The 18,570-nt window shown below is 64.6% G+C and carries 17 protein-coding genes and 1 pseudogene; 13 read left to right on the top strand and 5 right to left on the bottom strand.

What is annotated here, in order from left to right; genetic code table 11:
* Positions 1-30: 30 nt before the first annotated feature.
* Complete coding sequence (locus tag ACVIIV_RS03055) at positions 31-1,146, bottom strand: AI-2E family transporter (protein WP_456742852.1); 1,116 nt, start codon at positions 1,144-1,146, stop codon at positions 31-33.
* A gap of 209 nt (positions 1,147-1,355) precedes the next feature.
* Between ACVIIV_RS03055 and ACVIIV_RS03050 the strand changes: the two genes are divergently transcribed.
* From ACVIIV_RS03050 to ACVIIV_RS03040, 3 genes are all read left to right on the top strand, one after another.
* Positions 1,356-2,141, top strand: coding sequence for a L,D-transpeptidase (locus ACVIIV_RS03050; protein WP_456742851.1), 786 nt, complete (start codon positions 1,356-1,358; stop codon positions 2,139-2,141).
* A 16-nt stretch (positions 2,142-2,157) separates the two neighbouring features.
* The gene (locus tag ACVIIV_RS03045; RefSeq protein WP_456742850.1) at positions 2,158-2,808 is read left to right on the top strand and encodes a DUF2865 domain-containing protein; all 651 of its coding nucleotides are present in this window, start codon (positions 2,158-2,160) and stop codon (positions 2,806-2,808) included.
* Positions 2,809-3,011: 203 nt separating this feature from the next.
* Positions 3,012-3,167: a Thivi_2564 family membrane protein gene (locus ACVIIV_RS03040; protein WP_008546817.1), complete on the top strand. Its 156-nt coding sequence runs from the start codon at positions 3,012-3,014 to the stop codon at positions 3,165-3,167.
* Positions 3,168-3,302: 135 nt separating this feature from the next.
* Here ACVIIV_RS03040 and ACVIIV_RS03035 read toward each other — a convergent pair whose 3' ends face one another.
* The 4 genes from ACVIIV_RS03035 to cysD all read right to left on the bottom strand — a co-directional run bounded on the left by ACVIIV_RS03035 (position 3,303) and on the right by cysD (position 9,011).
* Complete coding sequence (locus ACVIIV_RS03035) at positions 3,303-3,503, bottom strand: CsbD family protein (RefSeq protein ID WP_456742849.1); 201 nt, start codon at positions 3,501-3,503, stop codon at positions 3,303-3,305.
* 195 nt (positions 3,504-3,698) lie between these two features.
* A complete protein-coding gene (locus tag ACVIIV_RS03030; protein ID WP_456742848.1) occupies positions 3,699-5,864 on the bottom strand; it encodes a malate synthase G in 2,166 nt (721 codons plus the stop codon).
* A gap of 416 nt (positions 5,865-6,280) precedes the next feature.
* The gene (gene cysC, locus ACVIIV_RS03025) at positions 6,281-8,197 is read right to left on the bottom strand and encodes an adenylyl-sulfate kinase (RefSeq protein WP_456742847.1); all 1,917 of its coding nucleotides are present in this window, start codon (positions 8,195-8,197) and stop codon (positions 6,281-6,283) included.
* A 19-nt stretch (positions 8,198-8,216) separates the two neighbouring features.
* Positions 8,217-9,011, bottom strand: coding sequence for a sulfate adenylyltransferase subunit CysD (gene cysD, locus ACVIIV_RS03020; protein ID WP_456742846.1), 795 nt, complete (start codon positions 9,009-9,011; stop codon positions 8,217-8,219).
* 245 nt (positions 9,012-9,256) lie between these two features.
* Here cysD and cysG point away from each other — a divergent pair, with 245 nt between their 5' ends.
* The 10 genes and pseudogenes from cysG to ACVIIV_RS02970 all read left to right on the top strand — a co-directional run bounded on the left by cysG (position 9,257) and on the right by ACVIIV_RS02970 (position 18,494).
* Positions 9,257-10,681, top strand: coding sequence for a siroheme synthase CysG (cysG, locus tag ACVIIV_RS03015; RefSeq protein WP_456742845.1), 1,425 nt, complete (start codon positions 9,257-9,259; stop codon positions 10,679-10,681).
* Entirely contained in the window at positions 10,678-10,995 is a 318-nt protein-coding gene (locus tag ACVIIV_RS03010; protein ID WP_456742844.1) for a DUF2849 domain-containing protein, read from the top strand. The genes cysG and ACVIIV_RS03010 overlap by 4 nt, the downstream gene beginning before the upstream one ends.
* Before the next feature lie 11 nt (positions 10,996-11,006).
* On the top strand, positions 11,007-12,662 hold the full coding sequence (locus ACVIIV_RS03005) for a nitrite/sulfite reductase (protein WP_456742843.1): 1,656 nt from the start codon (positions 11,007-11,009) through the stop codon (positions 12,660-12,662).
* Positions 12,649-13,164 (top strand): DUF934 domain-containing protein, encoded by a 516-nt coding sequence (locus ACVIIV_RS03000; RefSeq protein WP_456742842.1) that lies wholly within the window; start codon positions 12,649-12,651, stop codon positions 13,162-13,164. Before ACVIIV_RS03005 ends, ACVIIV_RS03000 begins: the two co-directional genes overlap by 14 nt.
* Positions 13,161-13,893: pseudogene (locus ACVIIV_RS02995) on the top strand (phosphoadenylyl-sulfate reductase). Before ACVIIV_RS03000 ends, ACVIIV_RS02995 begins: the two are co-directional and overlap by 4 nt.
* A gap of 108 nt (positions 13,894-14,001) precedes the next feature.
* Positions 14,002-15,003: a sulfate ABC transporter substrate-binding protein gene (locus tag ACVIIV_RS02990; RefSeq protein ID WP_456742841.1), complete on the top strand. Its 1,002-nt coding sequence runs from the start codon at positions 14,002-14,004 to the stop codon at positions 15,001-15,003.
* 37 nt (positions 15,004-15,040) lie between these two features.
* On the top strand, positions 15,041-15,877 hold the full coding sequence (cysT, locus tag ACVIIV_RS02985) for a sulfate ABC transporter permease subunit CysT (protein ID WP_456742840.1): 837 nt from the start codon (positions 15,041-15,043) through the stop codon (positions 15,875-15,877).
* 9 nt (positions 15,878-15,886) lie between these two features.
* On the top strand, positions 15,887-16,798 hold the full coding sequence (cysW, locus tag ACVIIV_RS02980; protein ID WP_456742839.1) for a sulfate ABC transporter permease subunit CysW: 912 nt from the start codon (positions 15,887-15,889) through the stop codon (positions 16,796-16,798).
* A complete protein-coding gene (locus ACVIIV_RS02975) occupies positions 16,788-17,822 on the top strand; it encodes a sulfate/molybdate ABC transporter ATP-binding protein (protein ID WP_456742838.1) in 1,035 nt (344 codons plus the stop codon). The genes cysW and ACVIIV_RS02975 overlap by 11 nt, the downstream gene beginning before the upstream one ends.
* Before the next feature lie 171 nt (positions 17,823-17,993).
* Positions 17,994-18,494, top strand: coding sequence for a CAP domain-containing protein (locus ACVIIV_RS02970; protein ID WP_456742837.1), 501 nt, complete (start codon positions 17,994-17,996; stop codon positions 18,492-18,494).
* Positions 18,495-18,570: the final 76 nt, after the last annotated feature.

The raw sequence follows: 18,570 nt of genomic DNA, 5'->3' as shown, positions 1-18,570 counted from the left end.
CGCCGGGTAAGTTCCGTTCGCTGAAACCGGTCAGGCTTGCGGGAGCTGCGGCGAATTCTCCGGCAACAGGTGCTCCTTCAGGATCAGTGCGACGATCAGCAGCGGCGACGACAGGAACGCGCCCATGGGGCCCCACATCCAGGTCCAGAATGCCAGCGCAAGCAGGACCGCAAGTGCGTTCAGTGCCAGCCGCCGGCCGATGATGGTCGGTGTGATGAAGTGCCCTTCCAGGAAGGTGAGACCGCCGAAGGCGAGCGCCGCCATCAGGCCGCCTCCGATGGTCGGGAAAGCGACCAGCCCCACCACGACCAGCACCGCGAACATCGCAACCGGCCCGATGATCGGGATGAAATTGAGCGTCGCCGCCAGCGCGCCGAGGCCGGCGGGATTGGGCATTCCGGTGAGCGCGCAGATGAGGCCGGTGGCGACGCCGACGCCGATATTGATGACGGTCACAGTCAGGAGGTAATTGCCGAGATGGACCTCGATCTCGTTGAGAATCCGAAGCGTGCGCAGCCGCGCGTCATGATCGCTGAAGGTCATGATCATGGCCCGCCGCAGGTCGCGCCAGCTTGCGATGAAGAGGATAAGGGTGACGAAGAACAGCACGAACTCGGTAAACGTCGGTGACAGGAATTCCAGCGTCGGCTGCACCCACTCGATCTTGGGCATCTGGAAGCTCGGCAATCCTTCCGATCCGCCGAGCATGGCTTGCATCTCCCGCCACAGCGCAACTGGCCGGTCGAACACCTGCAGCTTGTCCTTCAGTTGCGCGCCGAGCTCCGGCAGGCGCGTGCTCCATTCCATGATCGGCGCGGCGATCAGCGCCAAGGCGAAGGCGACCACCGCGGTGCCCGCGACCACGATCAGGACCGCGGCGAGCGCGCGGGGGACCTTGCCACGCTCGAGGAGGCTCGCCGCCGGCGAAAGCATGGTGCCGATGACGAATGCCATCACCACCGGCAGGAAGAACGCCCTCCCGACATAAAGCACGGCGACGACCGCAATCAGGAGCAAGCCTGCGAGCGCGAAGGCGGTGAACTCGGAGCGGCGGATCACCGGCGGCGGCAGCTCACTATGGCCGTCGGAAAGCGGTTTGCCTTCGCTGCTGCCGGAAATCAGACGTTCACTGGGAAGGACGCGCACAATACCTCTCCCGCACGGAAACCGCGATCCGCGCGCCCATTGACGACCTCACAACGCGTGGACGGCGTGCCGGTTCCATCGCGGCTTCGTGAACAACGGCTCGCTTGACTGTGACGTCGCTGCCGCACGCCGTGCCGGAACTCGGGTCCGCTCGGCGGAGTTTGTTGGGCAGCGCATCACCCTGATGCACACATCCAACGGGGCAGCACATGACAAAGTTGTTTGCAGTCCGTCGCAGCTTCTCGCCGCGCGCCGTTACCGCATTCTTTTTCGCAACCGCTCTGCTCGCAGTGCCGTTGGGCAGCGCGAGCGCGCAATCGTTCGGCTACGCGCCGATGCAGCCGCGGGCGTACCCGCAGGACCAGGGTTATCTGCACGACGACGTCAACGAGGCGCCGCAGGCCGCCGACGAGGACGCCCAGTTGCCCGACCGGCTGCGCAAGCAAATCGTCAGCTTCGACAGGAGCGAGCCGGCCGGTACCATCGTCATCGATACCAACAACACCTATCTCTATTACGTGCTCGGCAATGGCCGCGCGATCCGCTACGGCGTCGGCGTCGGCCGCGAAGGCTTCACTTGGTCTGGCGTGCAGAGCATCAGCCGGAAGGCCGAGTGGCCGGACTGGCATCCCCCGGCCGAGATGATCGCGCGCCAGCCCTACCTGCCGCGCTTCGTCGCCGGCGGCCCCGGCAATCCGCTCGGAGCCCGTGCGATGTATCTCGGCTCGAGCCAATACCGCATCCACGGCACCAACGATCCCTCCACAATCGGCAAGTTCGTCTCGTCCGGCTGCATCCGCATGACCAACGAGGACGTCATCGACCTGTTCAGCCGGGTCAATGTCGGCGCCAAGGTCGTGGTGCTGCCGAAGAACGCCCCCTTGATGGCCAAGGGAGGCGACAGGGCCGCCGACCCCGTGCGCAAGCGTCCGGCCGTGACGACGTTGCCCACGGGCCGGCAGGCATTGAACATCACGACGTGGGCCGTGAACTAAGGCTGAGCGAGGACATATGAGCAGACGCCTGGTTGGCAAAGTGGCTGGCGGTGCGGCGATCTTGATCGCTGTCTCCGCCGGTCTGGTGTCGGCACCGTCGGCGCATGCGGAGGATTTCTTCTCGGCATTGTTCGGCGGCTTTCGGATGCGGCCGCCGCCGGAGATCCGGATGCCGTTCCCGAATGACGACATGCCGCGCTATGACGCGCCACGCCAGCGGGTCTCCTATGGCGGCGGCACGGCCTATTGCGTACGCAGCTGCGACGGCCGCTATTTCCCGGCGCAGGGAAGCGATGCCGAGAGCAAGGCGCAGTCCTGCAAGAGCTTCTGCCCCGCCTCGGAAACCTCGCTGGTCTACGGCAGCAATATCGACGATGCCACGACGGAGAACGGAAAGTCCTATTCCGACCTGCCGAACGCGTTCCGCTATCGCAACGAGATCGTCGCCGGCTGCACCTGCAACGGCAAGAACCCGGCTGGGCTCGCATCGGTCAAGGTCGAGGACGATCCAACCCTGCGAAAGGGCGACATCGTCGCCGGCGCCGGCGGCCTCGTGGTCGCCAGCCGCAATGCCAACGACCGTCGCGGCGTGGCGATGAATTTCTCGCCGCTGCCGGAGTCGGTGCGCGCCAAATTCCGCCAGGTCCCGGTGGTGGCGAAGGAGTAGGGCGCGGGGCGTTGGCTAGGTTGCCGCGCCTTACAAAGCCTGTCGTCCCGGAACTGCGCGCGCTTTGGGAGCGCTTGTCCGGGACGACACGATCGCTCTGCCGACTAAATGCAATAAATTACAATGGGTTGCGCAAGTGGAACCGGCGCGCCTTGCGAGCGTTAGGACAACGTCAGCAACTTGCCTGAAGGGGGGTCCCAGCGATGCTGGTCGGCGTACTCGTCACCTTTCTTGTCGTCATTCTCGTGCTTTATCTCATCAACATGCTGCCGATGGACGGCCGCGCCAAGCAGATCGCGCGCGTGATCGTCATCATCATCGGCATCGTGTCACTGCTGAAATATCTCGCAGTGTTCTAGCGAAGCTGTCGTAGCCCGGATGAGCGAAGCGATATCAGGGGTGCCGCAACAAAGGTCCCGGATCTCGCTGCACTCATCCGGGTTACGAGTGCAACAAAAAGCCCCGGCTCTCGCCGGGGCTTCGTTCGTGCCGCTTCAGTGCAGCGACTTCAGCCAGTCGTCGACGTCCTTGCGAACCTGGTCCTTGGCCTTGCCGTAGCGTTCCTGGAGCCGGCCCTCGAGCTGCTCCCGACGCCCTTCGATCAATTGGAGGTCGTCGTCAGTGAGCTTGCCCCATTTCTCCTTGGCGGAGCCCTTGAACTGCTTCCAGTTTCCTTCGACGCGATTCCAGTCCATGACCATCTCCCATGGGTTGATGGCCGTACAACGCGAGCGGCGAGCGGCCGTTCCGCAGCGCGCCGCGACGTTTCGCGCGCTATGTGCGATGCTCTCGTAGCCCGGATAGAGCGCCGTTCAACAGGCGAGCGTCTGCGGTACACGTGCCCAACAAGAAAAGCCCCGGCGGAGGCCGAGGCTTTTGATGTCTCTGGCTCAGCCCAGCGCCTTCGCCTCGCGGCGGCGGGCGGTGAGGATGTATTCGGTGTAGCCATTCGGCTGCTCGCGTCCCCTGAAGATGAGGTCGCAGGCTGCCTTGAAGGCGACGCCGTCGAAGGCGGGCGCCATCGGCTTGTAGATGGTGTCGCCGGCGTTCTGCTTGTCGACCACGACCGCCATGCGCTTGAGCGATTCCATCACCTGCGCCTCGGTGATCACGCCCTGGTGCAGCCAGTTGGCGAGATGCTGGCTGGAGATGCGCAAGGTGGCGCGGTCCTCCATTAGGCCGACATCGTGGATATCAGGCACCTTGGAGCAGCCGACGCCCTGGTCGATCCAGCGCACGACATAGCCGAGAATGCCCTGGCAATTGTTGTCGATCTCCTGCTTGACGTCGTCGGGCGCCCAATTCGACTTCGACACCGGAATGGTGAGGATGTCCGAGAGTTTTGCGCGCGGGCCGCCCCTGGTCAGCTCCTGCTGACGTGCGATCACATTGACCTGATGGTAGTGCAGCGCGTGCAGCGTCGCGGCGGTCGGCGAGGGCACCCAGGCGGTGGTGGCGCCGGCCTGCGGATGGCCAAGCTTTTGCGCCAGCATATCCGCCATCTTGTCGGGCGCGGCCCACATGCCCTTGCCGATCTGGGCGTGGCCGGGCAGGCCGTCGATCAAGCCCATGTCGACGTTCCAGTCCTCATAGGCCTTGATCCAGGCCTGCGCCTTCATCTCGTTCTTGCGGATCATCGGGCCCGCTTCCATCGAGGTGTGGATCTCGTCGCCGGTGCGGTCGAGGAAGCCGGTGTTGATGAACATGATGCGCTTGGAGGCGCGCTGGATGCAGGCCTTGAGGTTGACGGTGGTGCGCCGCTCCTCGTCCATGATGCCGACCTTGAGCGTGTTCTCGGGCAGGCCGAGCATCTTCTCGACGCGGTCGAAGATCTCGCAAGTGAGCGACACCTCGTCGGGGCCGTGCATCTTCGGCTTGACGATATAGGCAGATCCGGTGCGGCTGTTCTTGACCTTCGAATTGCCCTTGAGGTCGTGGATCGCGAGCAGGCCCGAGACGGCGGCGTCTAACAGGCCTTCCGGGACTTCCTCGCCCTTCTCGTCCAGCACCGCGTCGGTGAACATGTGGTGACCGCAATTGCGCATCAAGAGCAGGCTGCGGCCGTGCAGCTTGAGCTCGCCCTTTCCGTCAGGCGTCTTGTAGAGGCGGTCGGTGTTGAGCGAACGCGTCAGCGTCTTGCCGCCCTTCTCGAAATCGGCGGACAGCGTGCCGTTCATCAGGCCGAGCGTGTTGCGGTAGACCAGCACCTTGTCTTCGGCATCGACCGCGGCGACCGAGTCTTCCATGTCGAGGATGGTCGACACGGCGGCCTCCATGATCATGTCGGCGACGCCGGCCGGATCGTCCTTGCCGATCGCGCTGCTGCGGTCGATCTTCACCTCGACATGCAGGCCGTTGTTGACGAGCAGCACTGCGCTCGGGGAAGCCGCATCGCCCTGGAAGCCGGCGAACTGCGCCGCGTTCTTCAGCGCGGTCGCATTGCCGCTCTTCAGCTTCACCGCGAGCTGGCCCGCGACGACGCTGTAGGCGGTGACGTCGGTGTGGCTGCCGGTCGCGAGCGGCACGGCGGTATCGAGGAACGCCTTGGCCTTGGCGATCACCTTGTCGCCGCGCGCCTTGTTGTAACCCTTGCCGCTCTCTGAGGGATCGTGCGGGATCGCGTCGGTGCCGTAGAAGGCATCGTAGAGCGAGCCCCAGCGCGCATTCGCTGCGTTCAGCGCATAGCGCGCGTTGGTGAGCGGCACCACGAGCTGCGGGCCGCAGATCTTGCCGATTTCCTCGTCGACATTGGCCGTCTCGACCTTCTGCGTCACCGGCTCCGGGACGAGATAGCCGATCTCCTTCAGGAAGGCGGTATAGGCGTCGAGGTCGAACGCCTTGCCCTTGTTGGCACGGTGCCAATCGTCGATCTTGGCCTGCAGCGCGTCGCGCACCGCCAGCAGCGCCCGGTTCTTCGGCCCAAGGTCCTTGATGATGGCGGCAACCCCGGCCCAGAACGCATCCGGCGCGATCCCCGTTTTCGGGGCCGCTTCCTTGGCGATGAAGTCAAACAGAACGGGAGCGATCTTCAATCCGTGGGCGTCGACGCGTTTCATGATGGGCTTTCTTGTTGGAAATGGCTGTTTTTGGCTGCTTTTGACCCGACAGCAGCAAAATGCGCCCACGTGGGGCAGCTTTCGAGAGCCTATTAGCCCCAAAATCGGGGCGGTGAGAAGACCCCTAACAGCTTGTCAAAATGTCAAGACGAGGTAGGGGGCGCGCAGCAGGTCTATCGCCCGAAATGGAGCAAATGCTGCCGCGAACACCAATCTATCACCGTCACCCTGAGGTGGCCGCTTCTTCAGCGGCCCTCGAAGGGCGACGGCCCGGCTGGTGGCTAGCATCGGGGCCGTACATCCTTCGAGGCTCCCCATACGCCGCTCCGCGCCGCATGGCTCGCACCTCAGGATGACGGGACTGTTGGCTTTGTTCTGGCCACGACGACACGGTGACGTAGCGCGAGGTCGGCCCCTCAAATATTCGCAGCGAGGTCCACGAGTTCGTCGAACAGCACGCCGGTCGTCTTCAGCATCTGCTCGATCTCGTCCGCCGCATCCGCAACCGTCCGCTTCGACGTGTCGATCACGAGCTCGGCCGCCTGCGGCGCTTCGTAGTCGTTACCGATGCCGGTGAAGGATTGCAGCGTGCCGGCGCGCGCCTTCTTGTAGTGGCCCTTGGGATCGCGCTCTTCACAGATTCCGGCCGGCGTCGCGACATGGATTTCGCGGAACGCGGTGTCGGCGATGCGGCGCGCAGTGGCGCGGTCCTCGCGGGCGGGCGAGACAGCGGCGACGATGGCGATATGGCCGTTGCGGGCGAGATGCGTCGCGACCTCGGCGAGCCGTCGGATGTTCTCGCTGCGATCAGTGGCGGAGAAGCCGAGATCGCTGTTGAGACCGGCACGCAGCGTGTCGCCGTCGAGCAGGATCGGCGAGCCGCCATTGGTGAACAGCCTTCGCTCCAGCGCTCTTGCCAGCGTCGACTTGCCGGAGGCGGGCAGGCCGGTGAGCCAGACCACCGCGCCGTTGTGGCGATAGCGCGCGGAGCGTTCGTCGGGGCGCAGCGCTGATTCCACCGGCACGATATCGACAGGCACGGCGCGCTGGCCGGCATCGACCGACAGCACCAGACCGCCGCCGGCGATGCGCCCGGACACCTCGATCACGAGACGGCCGGTGCGCGGATTCTCGGTGTAGGGATCGGTTGCGATCGGGTTGGACAGCGAGATGTCGATCTCGCCGACATGGTTGCGGCCGATCGCCTTGTTCTCGGTGCTCGACAATTCGCCGGGATCGACCGCCTTCTCGATCGCCACCACGGTGGCGCGGCTTTCCTTCGGCCCGCAGCGCACCAGCAGCTGGTCGCCCTTAGCGAGCGGCTTGTCATGCAGCCAGAAGATGCGCGCGCGCAGCCGGCGGGTCTCGCGCGGGGCGGTGCCGACATGGGCGACGATGTCGCCGCGCTCGATGAACAATTCGCGGTCGAGCGTGATGCCGACCGAGCGGCCTGCGCCCTGCCGTCCCGCAACCGGCGTCACCGGCCAGCTCTCCACCGTCTTGATCTTCGCGATCTTGCCGGCCGGCATGATCACGATCTCGTCGCCGGCAACCAGGCTGCCGGATTCGATGCGGCCCGCGACGATGCGGCGGTCGTCGAATTTGTAGATCGCCTGCACCGGTAGCCGCAGCGCCAGCGCTTCGAGCGGACGCGCCGGCTCGAGCCTATCGAGCGCCTCGACCACGGTCGGTCCCTTGTACCAGCCGATGCGGCCGGTGCGCTCGGCGACGCCGTCGCCGTCGCGCGCCGAGATCGGGATCACGGCCGTGGGCGTCACACCGAGGCCGTTGAGATGCGCCGAGATCTCGTCGCTGATGTCCTTGAAGCGCTCGGACGAGAAATCGACGCGGTCCATCTTGTTGACGACGACGGCGACCTGCTTCACGCCGAGCAGATGCAGGAGATAGCCGTGCCGCCGTGTCTGGTCGCGCACGCCTTCGAGCGCGTCGATGATCAGAACCGCGCCGTCGGCCTGCGAGGCGCCGGTGATCATGTTGCGCAGGAATTCGGCATGGCCGGGTGCGTCGATCAGCACGATGTCGCGCGAATTGGTGCGGAAGCGGATCTGCGTGGTGTCGATGGTGATGCCCTGGTCGCGCTCGGTCTGCAACGCATCGAGCAGGAACGACCATTCGAACGGCATGCCGCGCCGCGTGCTGACGGCTTTCAGCATTTCGAGCTTGCCGTCGGGCAGGCTGCCGGTCTCGTGCAGGAGGCGGCCGACCAGCGTCGACTTGCCGTGGTCGACATGGCCGACGATGACGATGCGCACTTGGGGACGTGTGGTGCCGTTCGGCGTCGCGGGCGAAGCGGGGGTGACGATCATGTTCATATCGCGCTCGCGTTCTTGATCAGAGATAACCGGCGACGCGCAGACGCTCGAAGGCGTCCTCGGTCTCGTGGTCGAGTGCACGGCCGGCACGCTCCGGCACCTTGGTCTGCTCGAGCTCGATCAGGATCTCGTCGATGCTGGACGCTGTCGAATTCACGGGGTTGGTGATGTCTTGATCGCCCAGCGAGCGATAGCGCTTGCCGTCCTTGGCGAGATATAGTGGGATGATCGGGATGTTCTCCCGCTTGGTGTAGGCCCAGATGTCGGCCTCGGTCCAATGCAGGATCGGATGGATGCGCAAATGCGCGCCTTGCGGCGGCGAGGCGTTGAAGTGATCCCAGAACTCCGGCGGCTGATCGCGCACGTCCCAATTGCCCTCTAACCCACGCGGCGAGAACACGCGCTCCTTGGCGCGGGTTGCCTCCTCGTCGCGGCGGATGCCGGCGATCAGGCCGTCGAAGCCATATTTGGCGAGCGCCATCTTGAGGCCTTCGGTCTTGCGCGCGGCGGAACGGGCAGCCGGCGGCAGCGTCGGATCGACCGCATCGATGGGCGGGCAGGGCTCGACACGCAGGTCGAGATCCCACTCCTTCCCGTAACGATCGCGGAAGCGATACATCTCCGCAAACTTCTTGCCGGTGTCGACATGGAGGGCCGGAAACGGCATGCGGCCGAAAAATGCCTTCCGCGCCAGCCAGATCATGACGTTGGAGTCCTTGCCGAGCGACCACAGCAGCGCGATCTTCTTCAGGCGGGCAAAGGCTTCGCGGAAGATGTAGATGCTCTGCGCCTCAAGCTGGTCGAGATGGTCCATGCTGGGCGCAACATCAGCAGAAAATTCTTGCGAGCTTGGGCGTCCCAGGGGGGCCGGGCTGCTCACTCCAACAACTGCGGAATCGTCCTTGAGAAGATGCATCTCTGCCACTTTGCGTTTGGAGGCGAAAATTCTATAGTTGCGGTGCAGAAGAGAAGAAAAAATTTTCTCTTTGCGCGCTAGAAACGACACATATATAGAAAATAATTCCAGTCAACCCCGGATGTAGGGGAAGCGAGTATCGCATGCGGTTCTTGCCGGTGTTTCTCGATCTGAAGGCCGGTCCGGTGGTCCTCATCGGCGCGGGTGAGCTTTTGCGCGCCAAGCTGCGCGTGCTCAGCGCTGCCGGCGCGCGCATCCGCGTGCATGCGATCGACGGCAATCATGAGTTTGGGCTCGGCTCCGAGGACGCGGCGCGTATCGAACTCGCGGCCGGCGATCCGCTGAACGCTGATCTCGCGGGCGTCATTGCCGTCGTTTGCGCGGGGGCGGGCGATGTCGGCGTTGCCATGTCGGTGCGGGCCAAGGCGCTCGGTCTGCCCGTCAACGTCATGGACGATCTCGAGCATTCCAGCTTCATCTTCCCGGCGATCGTCGACCGCGGCGATGTCGTGGTCGCGGTCGGCACAGGCGGCACCTCGCCGGTGGTGGCCCGGCGCGTCCGCGAGAAGATCGAGGCGCTGCTGCCGGCGCGCATCGGCGAGCTCGCCGAGTTCATCGGCAGCTTCCGCAAATCGATCAACGAGCGCATCGCCGAGTTTCCGCTGCGCCGCCGCTTCTGGGAGCGCGTCATCGACGGCCCGATCGGTGCCGCCGTGCTCGCCGGCCGCAAAGGCGAAGCGGACGCGACGCTCAAGGCGATCTCCGATCCCTCCGAATTCGCGCGCGCCGACAAGCCGGAAGGCTCCGTCGCGCTGGTCGGTGCCGGTCCCGGCGATCCCGATCTGCTCACCATCAAGGCGCTGCGGGCGTTGCAGGACGCCGACATCGTCTTCCATGACGAGCTGGTCTCGCCCGAAATTCTCGACCGCATCCGCCGCGACACCACGCGCGTACCGGTCGGCCGCCGCGTCGGCAAGCCCGGCATTGGCCAGAACGCCATCAACAAGCGCATGATCGAGGCCGCGCAATCAGGTCAGCGCGTGGTGCGGCTGAAGGGCGGCGATCCCTTCGTGTTCGGCCGCGGCGGCGAAGAGGTGGAAGCGCTGCGCGCCGCCGGCATCGCCTATTCGATCATTCCCGGCATCACCGCAGGACTTGGTGGCGCTGCCGATTTCGAGGTGCCGCTCACCTATCGTCACGAGGCGAACCGCATCACCTTCCTCACCGCGCACAAGGCGCGCGATGCCGAGAATGTGGATTGGTCGACGCTGACCGACACCAAGATGACCGTCGTGGTCTATATGGGCTTGACCGCAGCGCCTGCCGTGCGCGCCGGCCTGTTCGCGGCCGGCCGCTCGCCGGAGACGCCGGTCGGCGTGTTCGCCCGTGTCACCCGGCCGGATGCGCAAGGCGCGATCGGTACGCTGCGCGACCTGCCGGAGCTCGTGCGGCGGATCCAGGGCGGTCCCGCGATTCTCATTATCGGCGACGTGGTCCGGCATGCCGGCTCGCTTCGCCGCCAAACACCCAAACAAATCATCTCTGACCTCATGGATGCAGCCGAATGACCTCTCCGCTCGAACAGAAGAAGATCAAGATCGCCGGCCCCTCGGTCGTGACCGCCAACCGCACCTGGGACGGCATCGTGGTCTATCGCACCGCTGCCAAGGGCTGGTCCGCGGACCTCTCGGAAGCCGCGATCGTGCGCAACTCCGACGAGGCCAAGGCGTTGCTTGCGGAGGCCGTGGCCGATGACGTCGGCGCCATCGGCCCCTATATCGCCCCGGTGCAGGTCGGCGAGGACGGCAAGATCCTGCCCGGCAATCTGCGCGAACAGATCCGCCGCACCGGCGTCACGATCGGGCAGCCGGCCCAAGTTTAAGGCATTCTCTTATGTACGCTTACGACGAAATCGACCGCACGCTCGTCAACGAGCGCGTTTCGGAGTTCCGCGACCAGGTGAAGCGCCGCCTTTCCGGCGAGCTCACCGAGGACGAGTTCAAGATCCTTCGCTTGCAGAACGGCGTCTATCTGCAGCTCCACGCCTACATGTTCCGCGTCGCGATCCCCTATGGCACGCTGGCGACGAACCAGCTGCGGGCGCTCGCCCACGTCGCGCGCAAATACGACCGCGGCTATGGCCATTTCACCACGCGCCAGAACATCCAGTTCAACTGGATCAAGCTCGCCGAGCTGCCGGATGCACTGGCCGATCTCGCCGAGGTCGGCATCCATGCGATGCAGACCTCCGGCAACAACATGCGCAACGTCACCTCGGACCAGTGGGCCGGCGTCGCGCCGGGCGAGATCGAGGATCCCCGCATCTGGTCGGAGCTGATCCGCCAGCACACCACGCTGCATCCGGAATTCTCGTTCCTGCCGCGCAAGTTCAAGATCGCGATCACCGCATCCGACCATGACCGCGCCGCGATCAAGATCCACGACATCGGCCTCCGGCTGACCAAGAATGAGAAGGGTGAGACCGGCTTCGAGGTGCTGGTCGGCGGCGGCCTCGGCCGCACGCCGTTCATCGCCAAGACCATCAAGCATTTCGTGCACGGCCGCGATATCCTCAGCTACATCGAGGCGATCCTGCGCGTCTACAACCAGTACGGCCGCCGCGACAACATCTACAAGGCGCGCATCAAGATCCTGGTGCATGAGCTCGGCATCGAGAAGTTCTCCCGCGAGGTCGAGGATGAGTGGCAGCAGATCCGTAACTCCTCGCTTCAGATCGACGACGAGGTGATCGAGGACATCCGCTCGCGCTTCACCTATCCTTCTTACGAGAAGCTGCCGCACATGCCGGACGAGCTGCGCCAGGCCGCGGCCGATCCTGATTTCGAGGCGTGGCGCAAGAACTCGGTCGCCCCGCACAAGGTGCAGGGCTACTCGATCGTCACGATCTCGCTGAAGCCGACCGGCGGGCCTCCGGGTGATGCCACTGCCGAGCAGATGGATGCGCTCGCCGATCTCGCCGACAAATACTCCTTCGGCGAGATCCGCGTCGGCCATGAGCAGAACCTGGCGCTGCCGCACGTCGCCAAGCGCGATTTGCCGGCGCTGTGGAAGGCGCTCGACAAGCTTGGCCTCGCGACGCCCAACGTCAATCTGATCACCGACATCATCGCCTGCCCCGGGCTCGACTATTGCTCGCTGGCGAATGCGCGCTCGATCCCGATCGCGCAGGAGCTGACGCGGCGCTTCGCCAATCACGAGCTCGCCAACCTGATCGGCCGTCTGCACATTAACATCTCAGGCTGCATCAACGCCTGCGGCCATCACCATGTCGGCCATATCGGCATTCTCGGCGTCGAGAAGAACGGCGAGGAGGTCTACCAGATCACCATCGGCGGCCGCGCCGACGAGAACGCCGCGCTCGGGACCCTGATCGGGCCGGGTGTCAAGTTCGACGAGGTCGCCGACGTCGTCGAGGACATCGTGGAAGCCTATCTGGCGCTGCGCGAGCGGCCCGAGGAGCTGTTCATGGACACGGTGAAGCGCCTCGGCGTCGAACCTTTCAGGGAGCGCGTCTATGCCACTCGTTAACGGCGGAAAGATCGCCGACGACAGCTTCGTCAAGCTGGCCGTCGACACGCCGCTGCCCGAGGGCGGCGACATCCTGGTGCCGGCCGAGCGCTTCATTGGCGAAGCCGATGCGCTGCTCAAGCGTTCGGGCAAGGTCGGCGTGATCTGGCCGAACAATCGCGACATCGCCGAGCTCGTGCCGTATCTCGGCAAGATCGCCGCCGTCGCGCTGGTGTTCCCGACCTTCCGCGACGGGCGCGCCTACAGCCAGGCCCGGCTGCTGCGCGAACGCTACAATTATCGCGGCGAGTTGCGTGCGACCGGCCAGGTGCTGCGCGACCAGTTCGTGTTCATGCTGCGTGCCGGCTTCGATGCCTTCGAGGTCAAGAAGCAGGCCGACGCGGAAGCCTTCATGCAGACGGCGAAGCGCTATTCGGTGTTCTACCAGCCGACCGGCGACGGCCGGATCACGGCGCTGCATCGGCGCATGCAGTTGCGTCACTCAGAAGGTGTCGGCACGTGAACGCGATCGCGCCTCATATCTCCTCCGCTTCCGTCTCCGCGTTGCCTTCGGCGGAAGAGCTCGATCGCACTTTGCGCGATGCCTCGCCCGCGGAGATCATCGCTGCCGCGCTGAAGACGGTCGGGCGCGACAAGCTCGCGCTGGTCTCGTCCTTCGGCACGGAATCGGCGACGCTGCTGAAGGTCATGGCAGACGTCGATCCCGGCGATCCCGGTGATCTTTCTGGACACCGGCTGGTTGTTCGAGGAGACGCTGGCCTATCGCGATACGTTGATTGCGGCGCTGGGCCTGAAGGACGTCCGCTCGATCAAGCCCGCCGAGGAGACGCTGTCGCGCGACGATCCCGACCGCGACCTCTGGTTCTCCGATCCCGACGCTTGCTGCCGCATCCGTAAAGTCGAGCCGCTGGCGCGTGCGCTGAAACCGTTCGATGCCTGGCTCAACGGCCGCAAGCGTTTCCAGGGCAATGTGCGCGCCGACATTCCGGTCGTCGAGGACGACGGCGCGCGGTTGAAGTTCAATCCCTTCGCCAATGTCTCGCGCGAGGAGATCGAGGCGATCTTCACCCGCGCCAAATTGCCGCGTCATCCATTGGCCGCCTCCGGTTTCCTGTCGGTCGGGTGTATGCCTTGCACCAGCAGAACGGCCGAAGGCGAGGATGCACGCGCCGGTCGGTGGCGCGGCCGGGCCAAGACAGAATGCGGCATCCATACGATGAAGACTTCGTAGCACAGTCACGCTGCCGCGCCGCGAACAAGAAAATCGGGTTCCGTTGACACAAGAGCGTTTCGCCACGAGTTATGCCTGCCATCGATGACGCCGACGTCATCGAGGTGAATGGAGATGGACATGATGCGCCGTATCGTTCCGCTCGCGGCAGGATTGCTTTGGGCCAGCTCGGCTCTCGCCGCTGACATCAATCTTTTGAACGTGTCGTACGATCCGACGCGTGAGCTCTATGTCGAGTTCAACAAGGCGTTCGCGACCGCCTATCAGAAGGAAACCGGCAAGAGCGTCGAGATCAAGCAGTCGCATGGCGGCAGCGGTTCGCAGGCGCGCGCCGTGATCGACGGCTTGCAGGCCGACGTGGTGACACTGGCGCTCGCCTATGACATCGACGCCATTGCGAACAAGGGCCTCACCGCGGCCGACTGGCAGAAGCGGCTGCCGCAGAATTCGTCGCCCTACACGTCGACTATCGTGTTCCTGGTGCGCAAGGGCAATCCCAAGGGCATCAAGGACTGGGACGATTTGATCAAGCCGGGCGTTGCCGTGATCACGCCGAACCCGAAGACGTCAGGTGGCGCGCGCTGGAATTATCTTGCAGCCTGGGGCTTTGCGCAGAAGAAGTACGGCGCGGCCGACAAGGCCAAGGAGTTCATCGGCAAGCTGTATCAGCAGGTCCCGGTGCTCGACACCGGCGCGCGTGGCGCGACCGTGACCTTTGTCGAGCGCGGCGTCGGCGACGTGCTGCTCGCCTGGGAGAACGAGGCGTTCCTTGCTCTGAAGGAGTTCGGCGCGAACAAGTTCGAGATCGTGGCCCCGCCGCAATCGATCCTCGCCGAACCGCCGGTCGCCATCGTCGACAAGGTTGCCGATAAAAAGGGCACCCGCAATGCCGCTGACGCCTACCTCCAATATTGGTACACCAAGGAGGGGCAGGAGATCGCTGCGCGCAACTTCTACCGTCCGCGCGATGCCGAAATCGCCAAGAAGTATGAGAATGCCTTCGCCAAGGTCGAGCTGTTCACGATCGACGACGTCTTCGGCGGCTGGACCAAGGCGCAGAAGGAACATTTTGCCGACGGCGGCGTTTTCGATCAGATTTACAAGAACTGATCGCGCGCTGTCGTAGGAGGCTTTAGCAGGGGGCCTGGTGAGCGCACTCGCAGCACGACGCCGGACATTGCCGGGCTTCGGTCTCACCATGGGACTGACGCTTTCCTGGCTGTCCATCATCATCCTGATTCCGCTCGCCGGCCTGTTCCTGAAATCGCTCGAGCTGAGCCCCGAGCAGTTCTGGAACATCCTCTCCAGCCGTCGCACCCTGAACGCCTTGCGGGTGTCCTTCGGCCTTGCCTTTGCGGCGGCCTCCGTCAATCTCGTCATGGGCAGCATCATCGTCTGGGCACTGGTGCGCTACCGCTTTCCGGGGCGGCGCATCTTCGATGCCATCGTCGACGTGCCGTTCGCGCTGCCGACGGCGGTGGCCGGCGTCGCGCTGACCGCGCTGTTCGCCGAGAAGGGCTGGCTGGGTGCGCCGCTCGCCGCGCTCGGCATCAAGGTGGCGTTCACGCCGGTCGGCATCTTTGTCGCCATGATCTTCATCGGCATCCCCTTCGTAGTCCGCACCGTGCAGCCGGTGCTCCAGGATCTCGACCCCGAGATCGAGGAAGCCGCGGGCAGTCTCGGCGCCAGCCGCTGGCAGACCATCATCCGTGTGATCCTGCCCTCGCTCGCACCGGCGCTGCTCACCGGCCTCGCGCTCGCCTTCGCCCGCGCGGTAGGCGAATATGGCTCTGTGATCTTCATCGCCGGCAATCTGCCCAACGTCTCCGAGATCGCGCCGCTCCTGATCGTGATCCGGCTCTCCGAATTCCGCTATGCCGATGCAACCGCCATCGCGGTGGTCATGCTCGTCGTCTCCTTCGTCATCATCTTTGCCGTCAACCGGCTCCAGCGCTGGGCGCGGAGCCGGATCCCGGCGCGCTGAGGGCGGATCATGACGATGCAGATCGCAGATTCCGTGTCGCTCTCGGCCTCCGACTCAAAGGCACGCGCGCATGCGGCGGCAGCGCGCGATAACCTCCGCACCGAGCCGCGCGCGGTGCGTATCGCCATCATTGCGCTGGCGGTGATCTTTCTCACCGTCTTCGTGGTGCTGCCGCTGGTCGTCGTGTTTGCGCAGGCGTTCTCGCGCGGCATCCTCGCCTATTTCGCCGCGCTGGCCGAGCCGGAGGCGATGGCGGCGATCAAGCTGACGCTGATCGTCGCGGCGATCTCGGTCGGCCTCAATCTGGTGTTCGGCCTCGTCGCCGCCTGGGCCATCGCCAAGTTCGATTTCCCGGGCAAGACCTTCCTGATCACGCTGATCGACCTGCCGTTCTCGGTCAGCCCGGTGATCTCGGGTCTGGTCTTCGTGCTGCTGTTCGGCGCGCAGGGTTATTTCGGCACCTGGCTGCGCGATCACGACATCCAGATCCTGTTCGCGGTGCCCGGCATCGCGCTCGCCACCACCTTCGTGACCTTCCCGTTCGTGGCGCGCGCGCTGATCCCCCTGATGCAGGAGCAGGGGACGCAGGAAGAGGAGGCTGCGATCTCGCTCGGCGCCTCTGGCCTGCAGACGTTCTTCCGCGTCACCCTGCCCAACATCAAATGGGGCGTGCTCTACGGCGTCCTGCTCTGCAACGCGCGCGCGATGGGCGAGTTCGGTGCGGTCTCCGTCGTCTCCGGCCACATCCGCGGCGAAACCAACACCATGCCGCTGCTGGTCGAAATCCTTTACAACGAATACCAGTTCGTCGCCGCCTTCGCGATCGCTTCGCTGCTGGCGATGCTGGCGCTGATCACGCTGATCGCAAAAACCCTCCTCGAACGTCATCTCGACGAAGGAGAAGACGCAAGTGACCATTGAAGTCAGGAATCTCAACAAGAAGTTCGGCAGCTTTGCCGCCCTCGACGGCGTCGACCTCAAGGTCGACAACGGCGAATTGCTGGCGTTGCTCGGGCCCTCAGGCTCCGGCAAGACCACCTTGCTGCGGATCATCGCCGGTCTCGACTGGCCGGACTCCGGCGAAGTGTCCTTCAACGGCGAGGACGCGCTGGCGCAAGGAGCCCGCGAGCGGCATGTCGGATTCGTGTTCCAGCATTACGCGCTGTTCCGCCACATGACCGTGTTCGAGAACGTCGCCTTCGGCCTACGCGTGCAGCCGCGCGCGATCCGCAAGGACGAGGCTGCGATCCGCGCGCGAGTCAAGGAGCTGCTCGATCTCGTGCAGCTCGACTGGCTCGCCGACCGCTATCCGAGCCAACTCTCCGGTGGCCAGCGCCAGCGGATCGCGCTCGCCCGCGCACTCGCGATCGAGCCGCGCATCCTGCTGCTCGACGAGCCGTTCGGTGCACTGGATGCCAAGGTGCGGAAAGAGCTGCGCAAATGGCTGCGCTCGCTGCATCACGAGATCAACGTCACCTCGATCTTCGTCACCCACGACCAGGAGGAAGCGCTTGAAGTCGCCAACCGCGTCGTGGTGATGGACAAGGGCAGGATCGAGCAGATTGGCTCGCCCGATGACGTCTATGAGAGTCCGGCGACGGCCTTCGTGCATGGCTTCATCGGGGAATCCATCGAGTTGCCGGTCCAGGTCGATGGCGGCGTGATCAGGCTCGGCGATCGGCCGCTTCAGCTCGCGGCGGACGGCCTGGTGCCTGGCGCGTCAAAACTGTTCGTGCGGCGACATGACATGCTGGTCGGCCCACCCGGCAGCGGTGCCCTCGAGGGCGCCGTGCAGCACGTCCGCAATTTCGGTCCCGTGCAGCGCGCCGAGGTCGCCCTGTCAGGTGGCGAAACCATCGAGATCGACGCCCCCCGCGACAAGGAACTGCGCGCCGGCGACACCATCGGCCTCAATCCCCGCCGCTACCGGATATTTCCGGGCTAAGGCCCCGTCATTCCGGGACGGTCCGAAGGGCCAGATCTCAGGTGCGCAATTGCGCACCAGAGTTCGATGCTTCGCATCGCCTGGAATGACACCGGACAGATTTTCCTCAAAATTCACCTTTCAGCCACGGTTGGTATGCAACAACGGCCCCTCATTTGGGGGCCTCGATTCATGCGCGCTGCGGCCGCAATTCTCGTCACTTTGCTGCTCGCCGGCTGTGCCGGCAACGAAGCACCGGTCCAGCAGCCGTCCATGTATACCGACATGGCGGTCCCGGGCTCCAAGCTCGACGCGCAAGCCGCCGCGGTGATGATCTCGCAATATCGCCAGAACAACATGCTCGGCACGGTCGTGATCGACCCTGATCTGATGCGGCTCGCCGAATCCCAGTCCCAGGCCATGGCCGCGGCCAACAAGATGGACCACGACGTCCGCGCGCCGCTGGCCAAGCGTCTTGCCACCGGCGGCTATCCGGCCACGGTTGCCGTCGAGAACGTCTCGGCCGGCTATCATACGCTGGCGGAAGCGTTTTCAGGCTGGCGCGACTCGCCTCCGCACCGCGCCAACATGCTCAAGAGCGGTGTCACAAAATTGGGCATCGCGGCGAGCTATGCTCCGGGCACCAAGTACAAGGTGTTCTGGACCATGATCCTGGCCTCGACCGAGCGATAAGCCAGACTTGATCCCGGGATGCATTGACGCCGCGGCGGACTGTCGCCACGGTGGCTCGCCTTTTGCTATTGTTTCC

Source organism: Bradyrhizobium sp. USDA 4354 (genome assembly GCF_054060315.1).
This window is presented reverse-complemented; position numbering and strand designations above follow the sequence as displayed.